Annotated in this window: 15 protein-coding genes; 13 read left to right on the top strand and 2 right to left on the bottom strand. The window is 70.4% G+C overall.

Features of this window, described 5'->3' with window-relative positions; genetic code table 11:
• Nucleotides 1–14: 14 nt before the first annotated feature.
• Nucleotides 15–2,588 carry a class III lanthionine synthetase LanKC gene (gene lanKC, locus ACZ7L1_RS24330; protein ID WP_471440079.1) on the bottom strand — a complete coding sequence of 858 codons (2,574 nt, stop codon included), beginning with the start codon at nucleotides 2,586–2,588 and terminating at the stop codon, nucleotides 15–17.
• Nucleotides 2,589–3,097: 509 nt separating this feature from the next.
• Here lanKC and ACZ7L1_RS24325 point away from each other — a divergent pair.
• Nucleotides 3,098–4,609 (top strand): glycoside hydrolase family 43 protein, encoded by a 1,512-nt coding sequence (locus tag ACZ7L1_RS24325; RefSeq protein ID WP_471440078.1) that lies wholly within the window; start codon nucleotides 3,098–3,100, stop codon nucleotides 4,607–4,609.
• A gap of 107 nt (nucleotides 4,610–4,716) precedes the next feature.
• Nucleotides 4,717–6,471: a cellulase family glycosylhydrolase gene (locus ACZ7L1_RS24320; protein WP_471440077.1), complete on the top strand. Its 1,755-nt coding sequence runs from the start codon at nucleotides 4,717–4,719 to the stop codon at nucleotides 6,469–6,471.
• Between the two features lie 148 nt (nucleotides 6,472–6,619).
• Here ACZ7L1_RS24320 and ACZ7L1_RS24315 read toward each other — a convergent pair whose 3' ends face one another.
• Complete coding sequence (locus tag ACZ7L1_RS24315; protein ID WP_471440076.1) at nucleotides 6,620–8,851, bottom strand: alpha-L-fucosidase; 2,232 nt, start codon at nucleotides 8,849–8,851, stop codon at nucleotides 6,620–6,622.
• Nucleotides 8,852–9,320: 469 nt separating this feature from the next.
• Between ACZ7L1_RS24315 and ACZ7L1_RS24310 the strand changes: the two genes are divergently transcribed.
• The 11 genes from ACZ7L1_RS24310 (at nucleotide 9,321) to ACZ7L1_RS24260 (ending at nucleotide 19,477) form a co-directional block, all read left to right on the top strand.
• A complete protein-coding gene (locus ACZ7L1_RS24310; protein ID WP_471440075.1) occupies nucleotides 9,321–10,385 on the top strand; it encodes a sugar ABC transporter substrate-binding protein in 1,065 nt (354 codons plus the stop codon).
• 48 nt (nucleotides 10,386–10,433) lie between these two features.
• Nucleotides 10,434–11,996, top strand: a complete 1,563-nt coding sequence (locus ACZ7L1_RS24305; protein WP_471440074.1) for a sugar ABC transporter ATP-binding protein — start codon at nucleotides 10,434–10,436, stop codon at nucleotides 11,994–11,996.
• A 4-nt stretch (nucleotides 11,997–12,000) separates the two neighbouring features.
• Nucleotides 12,001–13,044 carry an ABC transporter permease gene (locus ACZ7L1_RS24300; RefSeq protein WP_471440193.1) on the top strand — a complete coding sequence of 348 codons (1,044 nt, stop codon included), beginning with the start codon at nucleotides 12,001–12,003 and terminating at the stop codon, nucleotides 13,042–13,044.
• A 93-nt stretch (nucleotides 13,045–13,137) separates the two neighbouring features.
• Nucleotides 13,138–14,463, top strand: a complete 1,326-nt coding sequence (locus ACZ7L1_RS24295) for an L-fuconate dehydratase (protein WP_471440072.1) — start codon at nucleotides 13,138–13,140, stop codon at nucleotides 14,461–14,463.
• On the top strand, nucleotides 14,456–15,358 hold the full coding sequence (locus ACZ7L1_RS24290) for an amidohydrolase family protein (RefSeq protein WP_471440071.1): 903 nt from the start codon (nucleotides 14,456–14,458) through the stop codon (nucleotides 15,356–15,358). Before ACZ7L1_RS24295 ends, ACZ7L1_RS24290 begins: the two co-directional genes overlap by 8 nt.
• Nucleotides 15,349–15,786 carry an RbsD/FucU domain-containing protein gene (locus ACZ7L1_RS24285; protein WP_471440070.1) on the top strand — a complete coding sequence of 146 codons (438 nt, stop codon included), beginning with the start codon at nucleotides 15,349–15,351 and terminating at the stop codon, nucleotides 15,784–15,786. The genes ACZ7L1_RS24290 and ACZ7L1_RS24285 overlap by 10 nt, the downstream gene beginning before the upstream one ends.
• On the top strand, nucleotides 15,783–16,820 hold the full coding sequence (locus tag ACZ7L1_RS24280; RefSeq protein ID WP_471440069.1) for a zinc-dependent alcohol dehydrogenase: 1,038 nt from the start codon (nucleotides 15,783–15,785) through the stop codon (nucleotides 16,818–16,820). The genes ACZ7L1_RS24285 and ACZ7L1_RS24280 overlap by 4 nt, the downstream gene beginning before the upstream one ends.
• Nucleotide 16,821: 1 nt before the next feature.
• On the top strand, nucleotides 16,822–17,583 hold the full coding sequence (locus ACZ7L1_RS24275) for an SDR family NAD(P)-dependent oxidoreductase (RefSeq protein WP_471440067.1): 762 nt from the start codon (nucleotides 16,822–16,824) through the stop codon (nucleotides 17,581–17,583).
• Nucleotides 17,580–17,711 carry a hypothetical protein gene (locus ACZ7L1_RS24270; protein ID WP_471440065.1) on the top strand — a complete coding sequence of 44 codons (132 nt, stop codon included), beginning with the start codon at nucleotides 17,580–17,582 and terminating at the stop codon, nucleotides 17,709–17,711. Before ACZ7L1_RS24275 ends, ACZ7L1_RS24270 begins: the two co-directional genes overlap by 4 nt.
• A gap of 40 nt (nucleotides 17,712–17,751) precedes the next feature.
• Entirely contained in the window at nucleotides 17,752–18,801 is a 1,050-nt protein-coding gene (locus ACZ7L1_RS24265; protein ID WP_471440064.1) for an aldo/keto reductase, read from the top strand.
• Nucleotides 18,776–19,477 (top strand): FadR/GntR family transcriptional regulator, encoded by a 702-nt coding sequence (locus ACZ7L1_RS24260; RefSeq protein WP_471440062.1) that lies wholly within the window; start codon nucleotides 18,776–18,778, stop codon nucleotides 19,475–19,477. Before ACZ7L1_RS24265 ends, ACZ7L1_RS24260 begins: the two co-directional genes overlap by 26 nt.
• The last annotated feature ends 34 nt before the right edge of the window (nucleotides 19,478–19,511 follow it).

Genomic DNA, 19,511 nt, shown 5'->3' with positions numbered 1-19,511 from the left:
ACGGGGATGGTTGGTCACGACTCCGGGTCCGGAGCCGGCTCGTGGTCCCGCGGCCGTGGCGGCGGGAGGAAGGGGAGCCCGACGGGCTCCGCGTGGAGGGCCGCCCCGGCGGCGAGCAGGCAGCCCGCCGTGCCGGTGGCCAGGTCGTGGGACAGCCGCATCATCTGGTCGCCGGGGAACGCCAGCCCGCTGCCGTGGCGCATGGCGTACCAGTCGAGGGCGGCGAGCTGGACGGGGAGTTCGGCGGCCGGGCACTCGCCGGGCGTGGTGGTGCGGGCCAGGTGCAGGACCATGCCGGCCCGGCCGCGGAACAGGCCGGGCTGCGCGTAGAAGCGCGAGCAGGCGGCCGGCAGGATGGCGGCCCGGGCGGTCTCGAACTCGGGGTTGTCGCGGTGCGCGAGGTAATCGTCGAGCACCATGGCGATGCCGACGCTGCCCGCGCCGGTGTACGGCAGGGTGCGGGTGCGGTCGTCGACGACGAGGGTGCCGTCCGGTCGGTGCACGCAGCGAGCCAGGTCGGTGCGGAGCGCGGTGGCGGCGGCGTCCAGCAGCGCCGGGTCACCGGTGCGTTCGTGGCGCCGGATGAACAGCAGGGCCGCTCCGGTCGCGCCGTGCAGCAGTCCGGTGCGGTCCGGCGGCGCGGCGGTCAGCCGACGGGCGGTCAGCCGCACCACGTCGTCGGCGTGCTCGTGCAGCGCCGCGTCGTGCCGCGCCAGATGGTCCAGGACCAGGCCGGCGCCGGCCAGCCCGCCGTGCAGACCGATGCCGAGGCGGTCCCACTTCTCACGCAGTACCCGGTCGGTGATCTCCAGCGCGGCGTCGGTGTGACCGAGCCCGTCGAGCACGTACGCGGCGCCGAGCAGCCCGTCGTACAGACCGAGCGGGGTGCCGCGCGGCGGGTCGGCGGCGTGCCGCAGCAGCCACTGTTCACCTTCCCGGTACCGCCCGGCGCCGGTGACGGCGAGGGCGTACAGGACGCCGGCCGCGCCGTGCGCGATGCCGAGCCCGCCGCCGTCACCGAACTGGGCGATGTCGCCCGGGAACAGCCGGTCGTCGCGTTCGGGGGTGGCGGAGGCGAGGATGGCGGCGGCCATCACGTCCCGACTGCGCGGCCAGTCGGCCACCTGCGGCAGATCCGCGGGCGGTGCCGCGGCGGGCGCACCGCCCTCGATCTCCGCGACGGCCTCGGCGAGCCACTTGCGCGGCACGTCCGGGAAGTGACCCTCGACCAGTGCGGCGAGGTGGGCGGCCTTGCCCCTGTCGATGGCCAGCAGCGTCGTCAGTGGAAGGAACAGCGCCAGCCGCAGGCATGCCAGGGCGTACCGGTCGATGGCGAAGCCGGTGCGGTCGGGCGGTGCCACGAAACCTGGGTGCGCCACGGTCTGGCGGGCGCCGTCCTCGGCCGGGGCCGCGGCCTCGAAGTCCAGCAGGGCCACCGACCTCTCGTCGGGCGCCACCATGATGTTGAACATGTGCAGATCGCCGATGACCACGCCGCGCCCGTGCACGGCGGCGACGGCCTCCTCGACCGCCCGGTGCAGCCGCAGCGCCCAGCGGGTGTAGTCGGCCACGGCCTCCGGGTCGGGACGCGAGGCGACCAGCGGGTGCCGTTCGGCGAAGAACGCGTTGAGGGTGCGGCCGGGCAGGAAGTCCATCACCAGGAACCGATGGCCGCCGATGTCGAGCCAGTCGCGCACCGCGGGCACGACGTCCAGGCCGGTCAGCCGTTCCAGGGCCGTCTTCTCCCGTTCGAGACGGGTCACCGCGTCGGCGCCGTCCGCCGCGAGTCCGGCGTACGGGCGGGCCTCCTTGAGGACCACCTGGTCGCCGGTACGGGTGTCGGTGCCGGCGTAGACGCCGCCGCCGTTGGAGAAGTGCAGCGCCCGCTCGATCCGGTAGGGCAGGTCGGCGACGGTGGTGGCGGCGCGCGCGGCGAGCTGGGGTTCCAGGAAGGCCGGCAGCCGCACCCACGACGGCACCTGGAACACCGGGTCGCGGCGGTCCGGTATCAGCCGGCCCCGGTCGTCCTCGATGGCCGGCACCAGCGCGCCGGTGGCGTCGGCACAGTAGCGTGGCGCGAAGGCGCCGTAGCGCACGTACAGTGGGCCGTCGTTCCAGCGCAGGTCGGTGAGGATGTACGGGCCGGGCTCGCCGGCCAGCACCTCGTCCAGTTCGCGCAGCACGGTGTGCAGCTGTTCCTCGTCGCCCGGGTAGACGGTGGCGAACTTGCCGCTGCCGCCGCGGTCGGCGTACTTGGAGTTACGCAGAAACAGTTCTCGGGCACTGGGCACGAACTTGAACGGGATGCCGCGCGGCACGCAGTAGTCCCACAGCTTGGCGGCGGTCTTCTCGGCGTTGTCGAGACACGCCGAGACGTGGATCTTCCATCCCTGGGCGGGCCCGGGGGCGCCGGACGGCCTCAGATGCAGCCAGTCCCCCTTGCGACTGCGCCGCCAGCCCTCGGGGGCCGGGCGCAGCGCCGGCTCGAACTCCTGCGGCCCGGCTTGCTCGCGGACGGCGGCCAGCCGCTCGGGGGTCTCGTAGAAATGCCGGTCGGCGAGACAGAACACCTCGTACCGCTTGTCCATGCCACCCCTTCGTCCGGCGTGTCCGACGGGAGCGAGATTGTCATGCGTGGCAGGAGCGCGACAGTCACCTTTGTCATGAACTGGCAGTGAGAAATGCACAGTTGGCGTCACCGGGCAGGCCTGCTCGCGCCGAGTGGGGTGCCTGCCCTGCCCGCATCCGTGACCGTGGCGACCGGAAGCCGCACAGCCGGCCGACGCGGGGACCCGGAGCGCACAGCACACACCCTCGGCAGGTGGGCGCGGAACATCGGTCGCGAAGCCGGGTGTCGAAGCGCATCGACGCTGGCCACCCGCCCTGGCAGCCTGTCAATGGACCTGGTGGTAGGAAGTTTCTCGCTGTCACAGCTCTTGTTTCACGTCAAAGTCGTCCACTACCTTTCGCCTGCCAGTGAAGCGCTTCGACGCTCTCCCCGAGGGCCCAACTCCCGCCCGGCCGTCGCGCGGTGCTGCGCAGGCCGTGACTCCCGGAGCCGCCGTCCGGCGGCTCACCCGACGAAAGGACCGAAGGGGTGCCCGTTCAGCACCACGCCGCCCGCGCGGCCAATCCCGTGATCCCCGGCTTCCACCCCGACCCCAGCGTCTGCCGCGTGGGCGACGACTACTACCTCGCCTGCTCCAGTTTCGAGTACTTCCCCGGCGTCCCCGTCTTCCACAGTCGCGACCTGGTGCACTGGACGCAGATCGGCAACGCCCTGGACCGGCCGGACCAACTACGGCTGCCGACCTCCATGCCGTCCTCCGGCGGGATCTACGCCCCCACTCTGCGCCACCACGACGGACGCTTCTGGCTGATCGTCACCAATGTCCGGGAGGGCGGCGGCAACCTGATCGTCACGGCCACCGACCCCGCGGGGCCCTGGTCGGATCCCGTATGGGCGCCGGGCGTGCCCGGTATCGATCCCGACCTGGCCTGGGACGAGGACGGCACCTGCTGGTGCACGGTCGCCGGGGTCTCGCAGGTCCGTATCGACCCGTCCACCGGACAGACGTACGGAACACCGCGCAAGCTCTGGTCGGGCGCACCCGGCGCCAAGGCCCCGGAGGCCCCGCACCTGTACCGGATCGGCGACCACTGGTACCTGCTCATCGCCGAGGGCGGCACCGAGCGCGGCCACGGCGTGTCGATCGCCCGCGGCCGTACACCGGGCGGTCCGTTCGAGCCGTGCCCGGCCAACCCGATCCTCACCCACCGCAGCACCGACCACCCCGTGCAGAACACCGGGCACGCGGACCTGGTCCAAGGCCCCGACGGGTCCTGGTGGATGGTGCTGCTCGGCGTGCGGCCGCGCGGTGGCACCCCGGGCTGGCACGTGCTCGGCCGGGAGACCTTCCTGGCGCCCGTGACCTGGGTGGACGGCTGGCCGGTCGTCGGCGAGGTCGCCCTGGACCTCTCGACGCTCCCGTGGCCGCTCTCCCCCGGCCCCGTCGAGGAGCACCGGGACGACTTCGACCTCAGCGACCTGCGGCCGTCCTGGATCTCCCTGCGGGACCGGCCCGCCGAGCACTGCACCACCAAGGAGCGCCCCGGGTGGCTGACGCTCCGCGCGCGGGGCGACTCCCTGGACGAGCCCGACGTGGTGTTCACCGGCCGGCGCCAGCAGCACGCGTCGTGCCGGGTACGCACGCTGATCGATCCCTCGGAGGGACGCGGTGGACTCGCCGTCCGGCTGGACGAGCGGCACCACTACGCGGTCGAGGCGTCCGGCGCGGAGGTGCGGGTGATCGCGCGCGTCGGTTCCCTGCGCACGGTCGTGGCCGCACAGCCCGTGCCCGACGGCCCTGTGGTCCTCGGCGTCACGATGAGCGACCCGCCGCCTCCGCACGGGCCGTGCACCGGACCCGATGTCGTCTCCCTGGGCGTCGAGCAGCCCGACGGCACGTTCGTCGAACTCGCGGCCCTCGACGGCCGCTACCTGTCGACCGAGGTCGCCGGCGGCTTCACCGGCCGGGTCATCGGTATGTACGCCGCGGCAGGCACCGTCCACTTCGACTGGTTCGAGTACGAGCCCGTCAGCCGCTGAGCCGGCCCACTCCCCTGCCGCCAAGGAACGCAACCGCCAGAAGGACAGGACACACCGGCACGCACGACCGACCGAAAAGGGACGACCGACCGAAGGGGACGACACGCATGAAGCACATACGGCAACCCGCGCACCACCGCAGCCGCGGCCCCGGACGCCTGGCCGCCCTGCTGCTGACGCTGCTCGTCATCCTGGGGCTGTCCGGCGGAACCTCGATCGCCGCGACCGACAGCGCGGCGCAACCTGCACGGTCGACGGTCAGAGTTCCGGCCCGCCCCATGGACGCCGTCGCCGCGATGCAGCCCGGCTGGAACCTGGGCAACACCCTGGACGCCATTCCGGACGAGACGTCCTGGGGCAACCCGCCGGTCACCAAGAGCCTGTTCGACACCATCCGCGCGCAGGGCTTCCGCAGCGTCCGCATCCCGGTGACCTGGACCGACCACCAGTCCGCCACCGCGCCCTACACCATCGACGCCACCTTCATGAGCCGTGTCAAGCAGGTGGTCGACTGGGCGCTCGCCGACGGCCTCTACGTCGTGCTCAACGTCCACCACGACTCGTGGCAGTGGATCGCGAACATGCCCACCGACCACGACAACGTGCTCGCCCGCTTCGACGCGACCTGGACCCAGATCTCCGCCACGTTCCGCGACGAGCCGCGCGCCCTGCTCTTCGAGAGCGTCAACGAGCCGCAGTTCAACAACGCCACGGACGCCCAGAAGACGCAGCTCCTCAACGAGCTGAACACCTCCTTCCACACCATCGTCCGCTCCTCGGGCGGTGGCAACGTAAGCCGCCTGCTCGTCCTGCCCACGCAGGGCTGCACGCCCTCCCAGACCCTCATGGACGACCTGTCCGCCGCGATCAACGCGCTGCACGACAGCAATCTGGTCGCCACGGTGCACTACTACAGCTGGTACCCGTTCAGCGTGAACGTCGCGGGCGGCACCCGGTACGACGCCACCGCGCAGAAGGACCTGACCGACGCCTTCGGCCGCATGCACGACACGTTCGTCGCCAAGGGCATCCCCGTCTATGTCGGCGAGTACGGCACGCTGAGCTGGCCGGACTACACCCATCCCGACCCCATCGAGCGGGGCGAGGGGCTGAAGTACTTCGAGCAGCTCGGATACCAGGCGCGTGTCTCGGGGGTCACCACCGCCCTGTGGGACCCGTTCTCCTTCCTGAACCGCTCGACCCTGCAATGGCGGGATCCGGCCCTGTTCGCCTGGATCAAGTCGAGCTGGACCACCCGCTCGGGAACGGCCTCCTTCGACAAGGTCTTCGTGCCCAAGTCGAGCCCCGTCACGGCCCAGACGCTCACTCTGAACCCGAACGGCACCACTTTCCAAGGACTGTGGCAGGGCGACACCCAGCTCGTCGCGGGGCGGGACTACACCGTCTCCGGCAACCAGCTGACCCTCACGGCCGGTGCGCTGGCCCGGCTGACCGGCGATCGCGCCTACGGGGTGAACGCGACGCTCCGGGCGCGGTTCTCCCGCGGGCTGCCCTGGCAGATCGACGTGATCACGTACGACACTCCGGTGCTGTCGAACGCGACGGGCACGACCGGTTCGTTCACCGTTCCCACGCAGTACCGGGGTGACGTGCTGGCGACCATGGAGGCCACGTACGCCGACGGCAGCAACGCCGGCCAGACCAGCTGGACTCCCTACCAGGAGTTCAACCGGGCCTTCTCGCCGGACTACCCGGGCGGCACGATCATCCTGACCTCCGACTTCCTGAACGCGCTGCACGACGGGGAACCGGTGACGCTGACCTTCCACTTCTGGAGCGGCGCCACCGTCACCTACCACGTTACGAGGTCGGGAAGCGCGGTCACCGGCACGGCGTCCTGACCGACCGGCCACGCGCTGCGGCCGAACGTCGTGCAACCGACCGAGGTCCAGTTCGCCCGGCAGTGATTCCGCCGCGCAGAGAAGGCGGCTGCGCCGGGCAGTGCATGGAGCGCGCCCGCCGCAGCCGCTTGTCATGCGGGTGGGAGGGTCAGAGGGCCGTGAAGGTCCACAGCAGGTTGGTGCTGCCTCCGTACCCCCACTGCTTGGTGACGGAGCCCGAGGCGACGTTGCCGCCGCCGTCGAGGACCAGACCGGTGGTGCGGTTGGCGATCGTGTAGCGGCCGTCTCCTCGGTGGGTGATCGTCCACTGCTGGTTCGTGCCGCCGTTCCACGGCGCCTGCCTGGCCGCTGAACCGTTGCCGGTGTCCCCCCAACCGTCGGCGACCATGCCGTTGGTGCGGTTGACCAGCTTGTAGTAGCCGCCGCCGACCTCGACCGCCTGCCACTGGAGGTTGGGACTGCCGTCCCAGGTCCATTGCTTGAGGTTGGACCCGGAGGCGACGTTGCCCCCGCTGTCCAGGGCAAGGCCGTCGGTGACGTTGGTGATCCGGAAGTACGTCGACGGATTGAGCTGGACCTTCAGCGAGGTGATCTGGTCGTTGTTGCCGGTGACCCGGAGGTCGGGGTTGTCGGCGGTGAAGGTCCACGAGGTGCCGGTGAAGTTGTCTCCCGAGTAGCCGATCACCTGGAAGCCGGGAGCCAGGCGCAGGGACGAGAGGGTGAGTGGGCCGAGACCGGCGAGCGTCAGCCGGTCCGCGGTGTAGTCGCCGGCCGGGAGCACGGCGGTCGTGCCCGAGTAGCTGACGTCCCCGAAGACGACGGCGCCGGAGAGGGGCCGCAGGCTGGGGATCTGCCCGGAGAAGGAGAGCTTCAGAACGTACGCGTTGGCGCTGAACGGCGCCGACGACGGCAGGGTCACCTTCAGCCCGGAGGCGTCCTGCGTGGGCGTGGCGAGACTGATGTAGCTGCCGGCCGTCGAGTCGAGCAGCTTCACCGACGTCAGCGAGGAGAGATCGATCCGGTCGGAGCTGAGGGTCTTGATCGTCAGCGAACTGCCGGGCCAGCCGAGGACGGTGGCGTACAGGACCGTGCCCGCCTTGTTCCGGGTGAAGCGTATGTCCTGTGCGGTGCCGGCCGTCGGACTGGTGAAGGAGCCGCCGCCCATCTTCGTCGGGCCTTCGCCGTACGCCGTCCACGGCCGGGTCGAGTAGATCGACTCGCCGAAGCGCTTCAGGTAGTCGCCGATGCCGAGCAGGACGTCCTTCTGTCCCTGCGGGATCGTGCCGTCGGCCATCGGCGCGATGTTCAGCAGCATGTTGCCGTTCTTGCTCACCCGGTCGATGAGCGAGTGCAGCATCTGCTGGGTGCTGTAGTAGCCGATGCCCTGCGTGTAGCACCAGCTGGAGCTGGAGATGCTGTCGTCGGTGAGCCAGTACGGCGCGGTCAGGTCGGCCGGGCCGCCGCGCTCGTAGTCGAAGACCTCGCCCTTGTTGTCGAAACCGTCCTTGTAGGTGGCGACGACCTCACGGCCCCAGGCGTTGGCCTGGTTGTAGTAGTAGGACAGGAAGTTCAGGCGCTGCGTCTCGTCGACCCTGCTCAGATCGAAGTCCTGCCAGAGGATGTCCGGCTGGGCGAGGTCGATGACCTCCTTGAGCTTGTCGTACCAGAGCTGGTTCTCCTGCGTCCTGCCCAACTGCCCGTACAGCTTCTGCAGGCTCGGGTCCGACTGCGCGGGGACGTGGTCGTAGTAGCCGTTGAAGTTGTACGCGTGGTGCATGGCGACCAGCAGCTTGAGCCCCTTGGCCCGGATCGCCGTGGTGAACAGCTGCAGCAGATTGAGTTTCGGGCCCTTGGCGACCGAGTTCCACTCGTTGACCTGGCTGTTCCACATGGAGAAGCCGTCGTGGTGTTCGGCGACCGGTCCGGCGAACCTCGCGCCCGCGTCGACGAACAGCTGCGCCCACGCGTCGGGGTCGAAGTTGCCGCCCGCCGACCTGAGCTTCGGCGCGAACTGCACGGTGTTCCCGGCGAGGTCCTTCGCCCCGTTGATGAAGTTGTGGTACGGCCACACGGACGGATCGCCGTAGGTCGCGATGTGGTGCTGGTTGGCCGCGCTGCCGGCTATGTACATGTTGCGCGGGTACCACTCGCTGTCGTAGGCGGGAACGCTGAAGACGCCCCAGTGGAAGTAGATGCCGAACTTGGCGTCCTGGAACCATTCGGGGGCGGGCGGGTGCTGGTCGACCGAGGTCCACGCCGGTGTGTAGGTGCTCGGTGCCGCCTGTGCGACGCCGGCCCCGAGGCCGCCTCCGGCGACGGCTGCCGCGGCTACGCATGTGGCGGCGCCCAGGAACTGGCGTCTGTTGAACGAGCTCGACATGAGGACATCCCTGAAGTGGGGGACAAGGGGACACACGACGCCCCACGGCTCTGGAGCGCCTGGCGTTACGCACGAAGTTCGACCATGTGACGCACAGATGTCAACGGGCGTGCGGGGATGAAAGCACCCTCCTGTCTCGCGGTTTCGTGCATACATAGGCAGTAATGACCAATTTGTCAGGCATCAGACATGGAATGTCTACGTGGACGCGCGAGGGACGTGACGCCACCCGGGACGTCCATGGACAAGCCGTCAGCGCATCACGAATACGCATCATTGATGGGATTGATTTAGACCCCGGCCACCGGGGTGGGCTTCACATACATCTCCTTTCCAGCGGTTTCTTCCGACGTCTAGACAGCACCCTCGTTCGCCGCCTATACATACATCCCATCTCTTCGATGCGGCGGCACACAACTGTCGCCCTGCAAACCATCTCCCGCTCCGGGACCAGCGCGAGGAATCACCGATGAGACTCAGAACCGCTCTCTGCTCCACCGCCTCGGCCCTGTCCGCCCTGGCGCTGCTCAGCGCCTGCAGCAGCGGCTCGGGCACCGCGTCCACGTCGAGCGACGCGCCGCTGGTCGGGGTCGACTACCCGCGTTCCGACACCGATTTCTGGAACTCGTACATCAAGTACACGCCGGAGTACGCCAAGCAGCTCGGCCTCTCGCTCAAGACCACCAACTCGCAGAACGACGTCGCCAAACTCACCGCCAACGCCCAGACGTTCATCAGTCAGGGCGTCAAGGGCATCGCGATGGCCCCGCAGGACACCGCCGCCATCGCGCCGACCCTGTCGCAACTGGAGGCGAAGAAGATCCCGGTCGTCACCGTCGACACCCGCCCCGACACCGGCAAGGTGTTCATGGTGGTGCGGGCCGACAACCGCGCGTACGGCGAGAAGGCCTGCCAGTACCTGGGCACCAAGCTCGGCGGCAAGGGCAAGGTCGTCATGCTGGAGGGCGGCCTCGACTCGATCAACGGCCGTGACCGCACCGAGGCGTTCAACGACTGCATGAAGAAGAACTACCCCGGCATCAAGGTGCTCGGTGAGGCCACCAACTGGGACGGCGCGGTCGCCGCGCAGAAGCTCCAGACCGACCTGACCGCCAACCCGGACATCAAGGGCGTCTACATGGAGTCCAGCTTCGCCCTGTCCGGCACGCTCCAGGTGCTCAAGCAGAAGGGCCTGCTGGTCGGCCCGAAGGACAAGAAGCACGTCTTCATCGTGTCCAACGACGGCATCCCCGAGGAGCTCAAGGACATCGCGGCCGGCAACATCGACGCCACCGTCTCCCAGCCGGCCGACCTGTACGCCAAGTACGCCCTGTACTACCTGAAGGCGGCGATCGACGGGAAGATGTTCCAGCCCGGCAAGACCGACCACAACAGCACCATCATCCAGGTCCGCGACGGGCTGCTCGAGGACCAGCTCTCGGCCCCGCTCGTCACCGTCGACGGTGGCACCTACGGCGGCGTGCCCAGCGTCAAGAGCGACGACAAGTCGCTGTGGGGCAACAACCTCAACTGACAGCACGTCAGCTGGCGGCCAGCAGTCAACGAGACCAAGGCGGTTGAGATGAGCGACGGGGAGCGAGCAGTCAGCCCCGCGCCCGCCCCGGCGTACGACGGACGGATCCCGGCCGATCCGCCCGTCGTCGAGGCGACGGGCATTGTCAAACGATTCGGTCCGACGGTGGCCCTGAGCGGCGCCCGGATCACCATCAGGCCCGGCGAGACGCACGCCCTCGTCGGCCGCAACGGAGCCGGCAAGTCGACCCTGGTGTCCGTCCTGACCGGCCTGCAGGCTCCGGACGAGGGGACGGTGACCTTCGGCGGCGACCCGGCGCCACGGCTCACGGACCGAGACGCCTGGCGGCAGCGCGTGGCCTGCGTCTACCAGAAGTCGACGATCATCCCCACGCTGACCGTCGCCGAGAACCTCTTCCTGAACCGGCACGACCACGGCCGCCACCGCCTCATCAGCTGGCAGGGGGTGCGCCGCCGCGCACAGGACCTGCTGGCGACCTGGTCCGTGGACGTCGACCCGCAGACCCCCGCCGGTGATCTCAGCGTGGAGCAGCGGCAGTTCGTGGAGATCGCCCGCGCGCTGTCCTTCGGCGCCCGGTTCATCATTCTCGACGAGCCGACCGCCCAGCTCGACGCGGCAGCGATCAACCGGCTCTTCGACCGCATCCGCGACCTGCAACGCCAGGGCGTGACCTTCCTGTTCATCAGCCACCACCTGCAGGAGATCTACGAGATCTGCGACATGGTGACGGTGTTCCGGGACGCCCGCCACATCCTGACCGCCCCGGTCGCGGAACTCCCCCGCACCGAGCTCGTCGCCGCCATGACCGGTGAGGCGGCGGCCGAACGCCGCGAGGAACGGGCGAGCACCGTCGACGCCCGCGCCACGGCCGCGCTCAGCGTCCGGGGTCTGAGCGGCGAGACCTACGGCGACATCAGCTTCCAGGTCGGCGCCGGGGAGATCGTCGGGCTCGCGGGGGCCGCGGGCAGCGGACGCACCGAGGTGGCCGAGACCGTCGTGGGACTGCGGGCCGCCGACAGCGGCGAGGTGGAGATCGCCGGCAACCGTCCGCGTCCGGGCAGCGTGCCCGCCGCCCTCGCCGCGGGCGCCGGGTTCGTCCCGCAGGACCGGCACCACCAGGGCTTCGTGCCCGACATGTCGATCGCGGACAACGCCACGCTGTCCGTTCCCCGCAGGATCGGCAGGAACGGACTGCTCAGCCGCAGCCGACGGGACCGGCTCGCCCAGGGGATGATCGAGCACCTGGCGATCAAGACGCCCGGCCCCGACCTGCCCGTCTCCGCCCTCTCCGGCGGCAACCAGCAGAAGGTCGTCATGGCCCGCGCCCTCGCCGACGACCCCCGGCTGCTGGTTCTGATCAACCCGACCGCGGGCGTGGACGTGCGCTCCAAGGAGTTCCTGCTCGGCAAGGTCCAGGAGACCGCGGAGACCGGCACCGGGATACTCATCGCCTCCGACGAACTCGACGACCTGCGCATGTGCGACCGGGTCCTGGTGATGTTCCAGGGCCGTGTGACCTCAGAGATCGCCCGCGGCTGGCACGACCACGAACTCGTGGCCGCGATGGAAGGAGTGGACCTGCATGCCTGAAGCGATGCCTGAAACCGTCCTCGCGGACACGTCCGCCCCCAAGGCCGCGGAGCGACGAGGCAGGCGGACCGGGCTGTTGGGCGGCCGGATACCCGTGGCCCGGCTGCGCGACCTCGCCCTCGTCCCCGCGATCGTCGTCATCGCGATCGTCGGTCAGATCGTCAACCCGGTCTTCCTGCAGGCGGACAACCTCATCAACGTCCTGCAGACCATGTCCGAGATGGCCCTGCTGGTCCTCGCCCAGACGATGATCCTGATCGTCAAGAAGATGGACCTGTCGCTGGAGTCCACCATGGGCCTCGCGCCCGGCGTCGCGGCCTGGCTCGTGGTGCCGACCGGCGCGGGCCACGGCCTCGGCCTGCTGCCCGGCGCGTGGGCGATTCCCGTCACGCTCGCCGTGGGCGTACTCGTCGGAGTGATCAACGCACTGCTGATCATCCGCTTCGGCCTCAACGGCTTCATCGTCACCCTCGGCATGCTGATCGTGCTGCGCGGCGTCCTCACCGGTATCTCCGGCGGCCAGACCTTCTTCCAGCTGCCGCCGTCGATGCTCTACATCGGCACCGCGGAATGGTTCGGGATGCCCGCGTCCATCTGGATCTGCCTGGTGCTGTTCGCCGTCGCGATCGTGGTGCTCGGCTGGACCAGCTTCGGCCGCTCGCTGTACGCCATCGGCGGCAACGTCGACGCGGCGAAGGCGGCCGGCATCCGTACCGACCGGGTGCTGTGGATCGTGATCGTCACCGGCAGCGTGCTCGCCGCCCTCGCCGGCCTGATGCTGTCCGGACGCCTGGCCTCGGTCGCCTCCGCGCAGGGCAACGGCTACATCTTCACCGTCTTCGCCGCCGCCGTCATCGGCGGGATCAGCCTGAACGGCGGCAAGGGCACCATGTTCGGCGCGTTCTGCGGCATCCTGCTGCTCTTCATGATCCAGAACGTACTCACGCTGGCGGGCGTCCCCGCTCAGTGGATCGGCGCTCTCAACGGCCTGATCATCCTGGTCGCCCTCGCCATCTCCCGCATCACCGGCGGCAAGGTCCAGGAGTGAACCAGGCGGCCGTCGCCGCCGCACACCGCTCGCCGCTGCCCGTTCCGTCGCAGGGGGCCCGTGTTCCCACCTGCTCTCACAGGAGTGTCCGTCATGTCCTCTACCGTGTCCGCATCCGCCCGTATCACCGCCCTCGACGTCCTGGACGTGCGGTTCCCGACGTCCGAGCACCTGGACGGTTCGGACGCGATGAACCCCGAACCCGACTACTCGGCGGCCTACGTGATCCTGCGCACCGACGCCGGTGACGGACTGGAGGGGCACGCCCTGGCGTTCACCACCGGCCGCGGCAACGACGTACAGGCCGCGGCCATCGCGGCGCTCGCTCCGCACGTGGTCGGACTCTCCGTGGATCAGGTCTGCGCCGACCTCGGCGCGTTCTCCCGCTCCCTCGTGCACGATCCCCAACTGCGTTGGCTGGGCCCGGAGAAGGGCGCCATCCACATGGCCACCGGCGCGGTGGTCAACGCCGCCTGGGACCTGGCGGCCAAGCGTGCGGGCAAGCCCGTGTGGCGGTTCCTCGGCGAGATGTCACCCGAGGAACTGGTCGCGCAGGTCGACTTCCGCTGGCTGAGCGACGCGCTCACTCCCGAGGAGGCGCTGGAGATCCTGCGCCGTGCCGAACCGGGCCGCCAGGAGCGCATCGCCCGGCTGCTGGAGCGCGGCTACCCGGCCTACACCACCACCCCCGGCTGGCTCGGCTACTCCGACGAGAAACTGGCCCGCCTGGCGCGGGAGGCCGTGGCCGAAGGGTTCACCCAGATCAAGTTGAAGGTCGGTGCGTTGCTGGAGGACGACGTACGGCGCATGCGCACCGCCCGCGAGGCGGTGGGCGACGGCATCCGTATCGCGGTGGACGCCAACCAGAGATGGGACGTCGCCCAAGCCGTCGACTGGATGCGCGCTCTGGCGCCCTACCAGCCGTACTGGATCGAGGAACCCACCTCCCCGGACGACATCCTCGGTCACGCCGCGGTCCGCAGGGCCGTCAGCCCCATCAAGGTCGCCACCGGCGAGCACGTCGCCAACCGGGTCGTCTTCAAGCAGCTCCTCCAGGCCGGCGCGGTGGACATCGTGCAGATCGACTCGGCACGGGTCGGTGGCGTCAACGAGAACATCGCGATCCTGCTGCTCGCCGAGAAGTTCGGCGTGCCGGTGTGCCCGCACGCCGGGGGCGTCGGTCTGTGCGAGATGGTGCAGCACCTGTCGATGTTCGACTACGTGGCCGTATCCGGCACCGTGGAGGACCGGGTCGTCGAATACGTCGACCATCTCCACGAGCACTTCGTCGACCCGGTGCGCATCGCCGACGGTCACTACCTGGCGCCGGAGCTTCCCGGGCTGAGCGCGCAGATGCACCCGGAGTCCCTCAAGGAGTACGCCTACCCCGACGGACCCGTCTGGACCGCCCGTGTCTGACGCCCGGGGCCTCGTCGACGCCCACCACCACGTATGGAACCTGGACCTGCGGCCGCAGCCGTGGCTGGAGGAACCCGGGCACGAGCCGCTCCGCCGCAGCTTCAGCTCGCACGCACTGCGCTCGGTCGCGACCCGCCCGATCGCCGGGCGGCGGCTGACGAGTACGGTGCTCGTGCAGTGCATCACGTCCGTCCCCGAGACACGCGACCTCCTCGCCCTGGCCGACAGCGACCCGCTGATCGGCGCCGTCGTCGGCTGGGCGGACCTGACGTCACCCGCGATCGGCGCCGTCCTCGACGACCTGCGGACAGGGTCCGCCGGGCGGTACCTGCGGGCCGTACGGCACCTCGTGCAGGGCGAGTCCGACCCGCACTGGCTGCAACGACCGGACGTCGAGCGGGGGTTGCGTGCGGTCGGGGAGCGCGGACTCGCCTACGACGTGCTGATCCGCAGCCACCAGCTCCCCCAGGCGATCTCTCTCGCGGAAAGGATCCCGGAGCTGCCCCTCGTCCTGGACCATGCGGGCAAGCCGCCCCTCGCCCGGCGGGAACTGACCGACTGGGCGCAGCAGGTGCGAACACTGGCCAGGCATCCCCAGGTCCGCTGCAAGATGTCGGGTCTTGTCACGGAGGCCGACCACGAGAAGTGGACCGTCGAGGACATCCGTCCGGTGTGGGACGTCCTGCTCTCCGCCTTCGGCCCCGACCGGCTGATGTTCGGCTCGGACTGGCCGGTCTGCGTCCTCGCCGGCGGCTGGAACCGCTGGGCCGACGCCGTCGACGAACTCCTGGACGGCTGCTCCGGCGCCGAGATCCACGCGGTGCTCACCGGCACCGCGACGGACTTCTACCACCTGACTCCCGCCCCGACGAAGGAGGGGACGCCGTGCTCCTGACGGAACTGCTGCACCCCGGAATCCTCGAAGCCCTGGCCGGCGCCGGCCACGGCGCCCGCGTCCTGCTCGCCGACGGCCACTACCCCGCCGGTACGGCCACCGGCGAGCGGGCCAGAACCGTCCACCTCAATCTGAGGCCGGGCCTGCTGGACGTCACCACCGTGCTCGACGTCCTCCTGCGGGCGATCCCCGTGGAGTCGGCACAGGTGATGGTGCCTCCCGAGGGCGAACCGGAGCCGCCGGCCATCGCCGAGTACCGCGCCCGGCTGGCGCCCGCCCCGGTGGAGACGCTGGACCGGTTCGCGTTCTACGACGCCGCACGCTCCCCCGACCTGGCGCTGGCCATCGTCACCGCCGACATCCGTACATACGCCAACCTGCTGCTGACCATCGGCGTCCGCGCTGAAGGGACCCTGACCCCACGATGACACTCGCAGTCCGCTACACGGCCGCCCGCACCCTGGACACGGCCCCCGCCGAGACCCGCTCCCCCGGCCCCGGCGAGGTGGAACTGGCGCCCGCCTACGTCGGCATCTGCGGCACCGACCTGCACATCTTCCACGGCGACATGGACGCCCGGGTCGCCGCGCCCGCCGTCCTCGGGCACGAGATGTCCGGCCGCGTCGTACGCGTCGGCCCGGGCGTGGAGGGCTGGCACCCCGGTGACGCGGTGACCGTGATGCCGCTGCGCTGGGACGGCACCTGCCCGGCGTGCGCCTCCGGGCACCGGCACATCTGCAAGAACCTCGACTTCATCGGCATCGACTCGCCGGGCGCGATGCAGCAGCGCTGGACGGTGCCCGCTTCCACGCTCGTACGCCTGCCGGAGTCCGTCTCGCTGGACCGGGCCGCCCTCGTCGAACCCACCGCCGTCGCCGTGCACGACGTCGGCCGGGCCCGGGTGCGGGAGGGTGAGCGGGTCGTCGTGGTCGGCGGTGGACCGGTCGGGGTGCTCATCGCTCTGGTGGCGCGGGCGGCCGGTGCCGAGGTCCGCGTGGTCGAGCCGAGCACCCACCGGCGCCTGCTGGCCGAGGAGTTGGGCCTGACCGCCTGGGACCCGGCCGCCGAGGACGTGCCCGGGCTCGTCCAGCGGTGGACCGGCGGCGCGGGCGCGGAGGTCGCCTTCGAGGTCTCCGGCGCGGCGGGCGGAGTCGACACCGCCGTGGAGGTGCTGGGCGTGCGCGGCCGTCTGTGCCTGGTGGCGATCCACCCCCGGCCCCGCGAGGTGAACCTGCACCGCTTCTTCTGGCGCGAACTCACCCTCGTCGGTGCCCGGCTGTACGACCGCTCGGACTTCGAGCAGGCGGTGACGCTGGTGGCGGACGGCACGATCCCCGCAGAGCGGCTGATCAGCAAGGTCGTGCCACTCAGCGAGGCGCCCGCGGCCTTCGAGGCGCTGGAGGCGGGCGGGGACGTGATGAAAATCCTGGTGGACTGCGGCAACGACACGACGGGAGCCTGAGATGCCTCTCTTCGACCTGACCGGCCGGCTCGCCGTCGTCACCGGCGCCCGGCGCGGCATCGGCCGGGCCATGGCCCGTGCGCTCGCCGAGGCCGGCGCGGACGTCATCGGCGTCAGCGCCTCACTGGAGGAGTCCGGCAGCGCGGTGGAGAAGGACGTCGTCGCCGCGGGCCGCACCTTCGAGGCGATCCGGACCGACTTCGCCGACCCCGCCGCCGTACGGGCCCTGGGCGCGGACCTGGCCGGGCGGGAGCGGCCGGTGGACATCCTCGTCAACAACGCGGGCACGATCCGCCGCACTCCGGCCGCCGCACACTCCGACGCCGACTGGGAGTTGGTCCTCCAGGTCAACCTCAACGCCCAGTTCGCGCTGACTCGAGCCGTCGGCGCGACGATGGTGGCCCGCGGCCAAGGGAAGATCATCTTCACCGCGTCGCTGCTCAGCTTCCAGGGCGGCATCACCGTCCCCGGCTATACCGCCGCCAAGCACGGCATCGCCGGACTGACCAAGGCACTGGCCAACGAGTGGGCTTCGCACGGGGTCAACGTCAACGCCATCGCGCCGGGCTACATCGCCACCGACAACACCCAGGCCCTGCGGGACGATCCCGTGCGCAGCAAGGCGATCCTGGACCGCATCCCGGCCGGACACTGGGGCACCGCCGACGACCTCGCGGGCGCCACCGTGTTCCTGGCCTCCGACGCCGCCGCCTACGTCCACGGCACCGTCCTGCCCGTCGACGGCGGATGGCTGGGCCGATGACCGTATCTCTCGCCTCCCTGCCGGTCGGCGCCCCGATCCTGCCCGTGCTCACCGTCCCGTCCGTCACGCACGCCGGCCGGCTCGCCGACGCGCTCACGGCGGGCGGCTCGGCCACCGTCAGACGCTGAACGGCGCCCTGTCCCACCCGTAGGACCCGAGGAGCACGTCTTGCGACACCGGAACATCACGAACACCACCGTCGACGTCACCGAGCTGGGCTTCGGGGCCTCCGCCATCGGCAACCTCTACCGGGTCACACCGGTCCAGGACGCGGCAGCCGCGATCGAGGCGGCCTGGGAGGGCGGCATCCGGTACTTCGACACCGCGCCGCACTACGGGCTCGGCCTCTCGGAGCGACGCCTGGGGGCCGCCCTGCGCGACCGTCCCCGCAAGCAGTACGTCGTCTCCTCCAAGGTGGGCCGGCTGCTCGTGCCCAACGAGCAGCCGCGGGGCGTCGACAGCGAGGGGTTCGTCGTCCGGGACGACCTGCGCCGCCGCTGGGACTTCAGCCGGGACGGCGTGCGCCGCTCCATCGACGCCACCCTGGAGCGTACGGGTCTCGACCGCCTCGACATCGTCTACGTGCACGACCCCGACGACCACTGGCGGCAGGCAGCCGACGAAGCCATGCCCGCCCTCGCGGACCTGCGCGACCAGGGCGTGATCGGCGCGATCGGCGCCGGTATGAACCAGTCGGCCATGCTCGCCCGCTTCCTGCGGGAAACCGCGGCCGACGTGGTGATGCTGGCCGGACGCTACACGCTGCTCGACCAGTCGGCGCTGGACGACGTGCTGCCCGCCGCACGGGAGCACGGCAAGACGGTGGTGGCCGTCGGCGTGTTCAACTCGGGCCTGCTCTCCGAGGACCGTCCGGCGCCGGGCATGAAGTACGACTACGAGGACGCCCCGCCGGAGTTCGTCGCCCGTGCCCAGGCCATCGCCGAGATCTGCGAACGTCACGGCACGACCCTGCCCGCCGCCGCGATCGCTTTCCCCTTCAGCCATCCCAGTATCATCAGCGTCACCCTGGGAATGAGGGATCAGGAGCAGGTCAGGCGCAACGTGGAACTCCACGGTCGGCACGTCCCGGAAGTTCTCTGGGACGACCTTCGCACCCAGGGCCTGATCAGACCGGACGTCCCCACGCGAAGCAGCGCGGAGAACACTCCGGGGGAGACGGAAGGGGTGCGCGTTGTCTCTGACGGACAAGGCCATTGAGCAGATCCGTGAGCTCATCCGCACCGGTGCGCTGCCACCGGGCTCGAAGCTGCCTCCGGAGCCGGAGCTGGCGGCTCAGCTGGGCCTGTCCCGGAACCTGGCTCGTGAGGCGGTCAAAGCACTCGCGGTCGCCCGCGTGCTCGAAGTCCGACGGGGCGACGGCACATATGTGACCAGCCTCCAGCCGAGCCTGCTGTTCGAGGGCCTGGGCGGCGCGGTCGAGCTGCTGCAGAGCGACTCGGGGGCACTGCTGGACCTGATGGAGGTTCGCCGGCTCCTCGAACCGGTCGCCACCGCTCTGGCCGCCACCCGGATCTCCGACGACCAGCTGGCAGAGGTCAAGCAGCACCTGGACGCCATGCGAGGGGCCCGCGACGACGTCGAACAGCTCAACGCGCACGACGCGGCGTTCCACCGCGCGGTGGTCTCCGCCACGGGCAACGAGACGCTGCTCACCCTGCTGGAGGGCATCTCGGGCCGCACCCTGCGCGCCCGCATCTGGCGCGGCCTGGTCGACGACCAGGCCGCGGGGAGGACCCTCGCGGAACACGAGGCGATCTTCGATGCCCTGTGCACCCGTGACGCCGCCCTCAGCCAGGCCGCCGCACTGATGCACGTGAGTCACACCGAACAGTGGCTGAGGGAACATCTGAGGAGCGCCGCCGGAGCGGGGTGATCCTCCGGAGACCGGGCGACACCCCTGACTCAAG

The sequence above is a fragment of the Streptomyces sp. NPDC107546 genome, from assembly GCF_055639175.1.
Note: the sequence above shows the minus strand (reverse complement) of the source record. Positions and strands in the feature narration are given on the sequence as shown.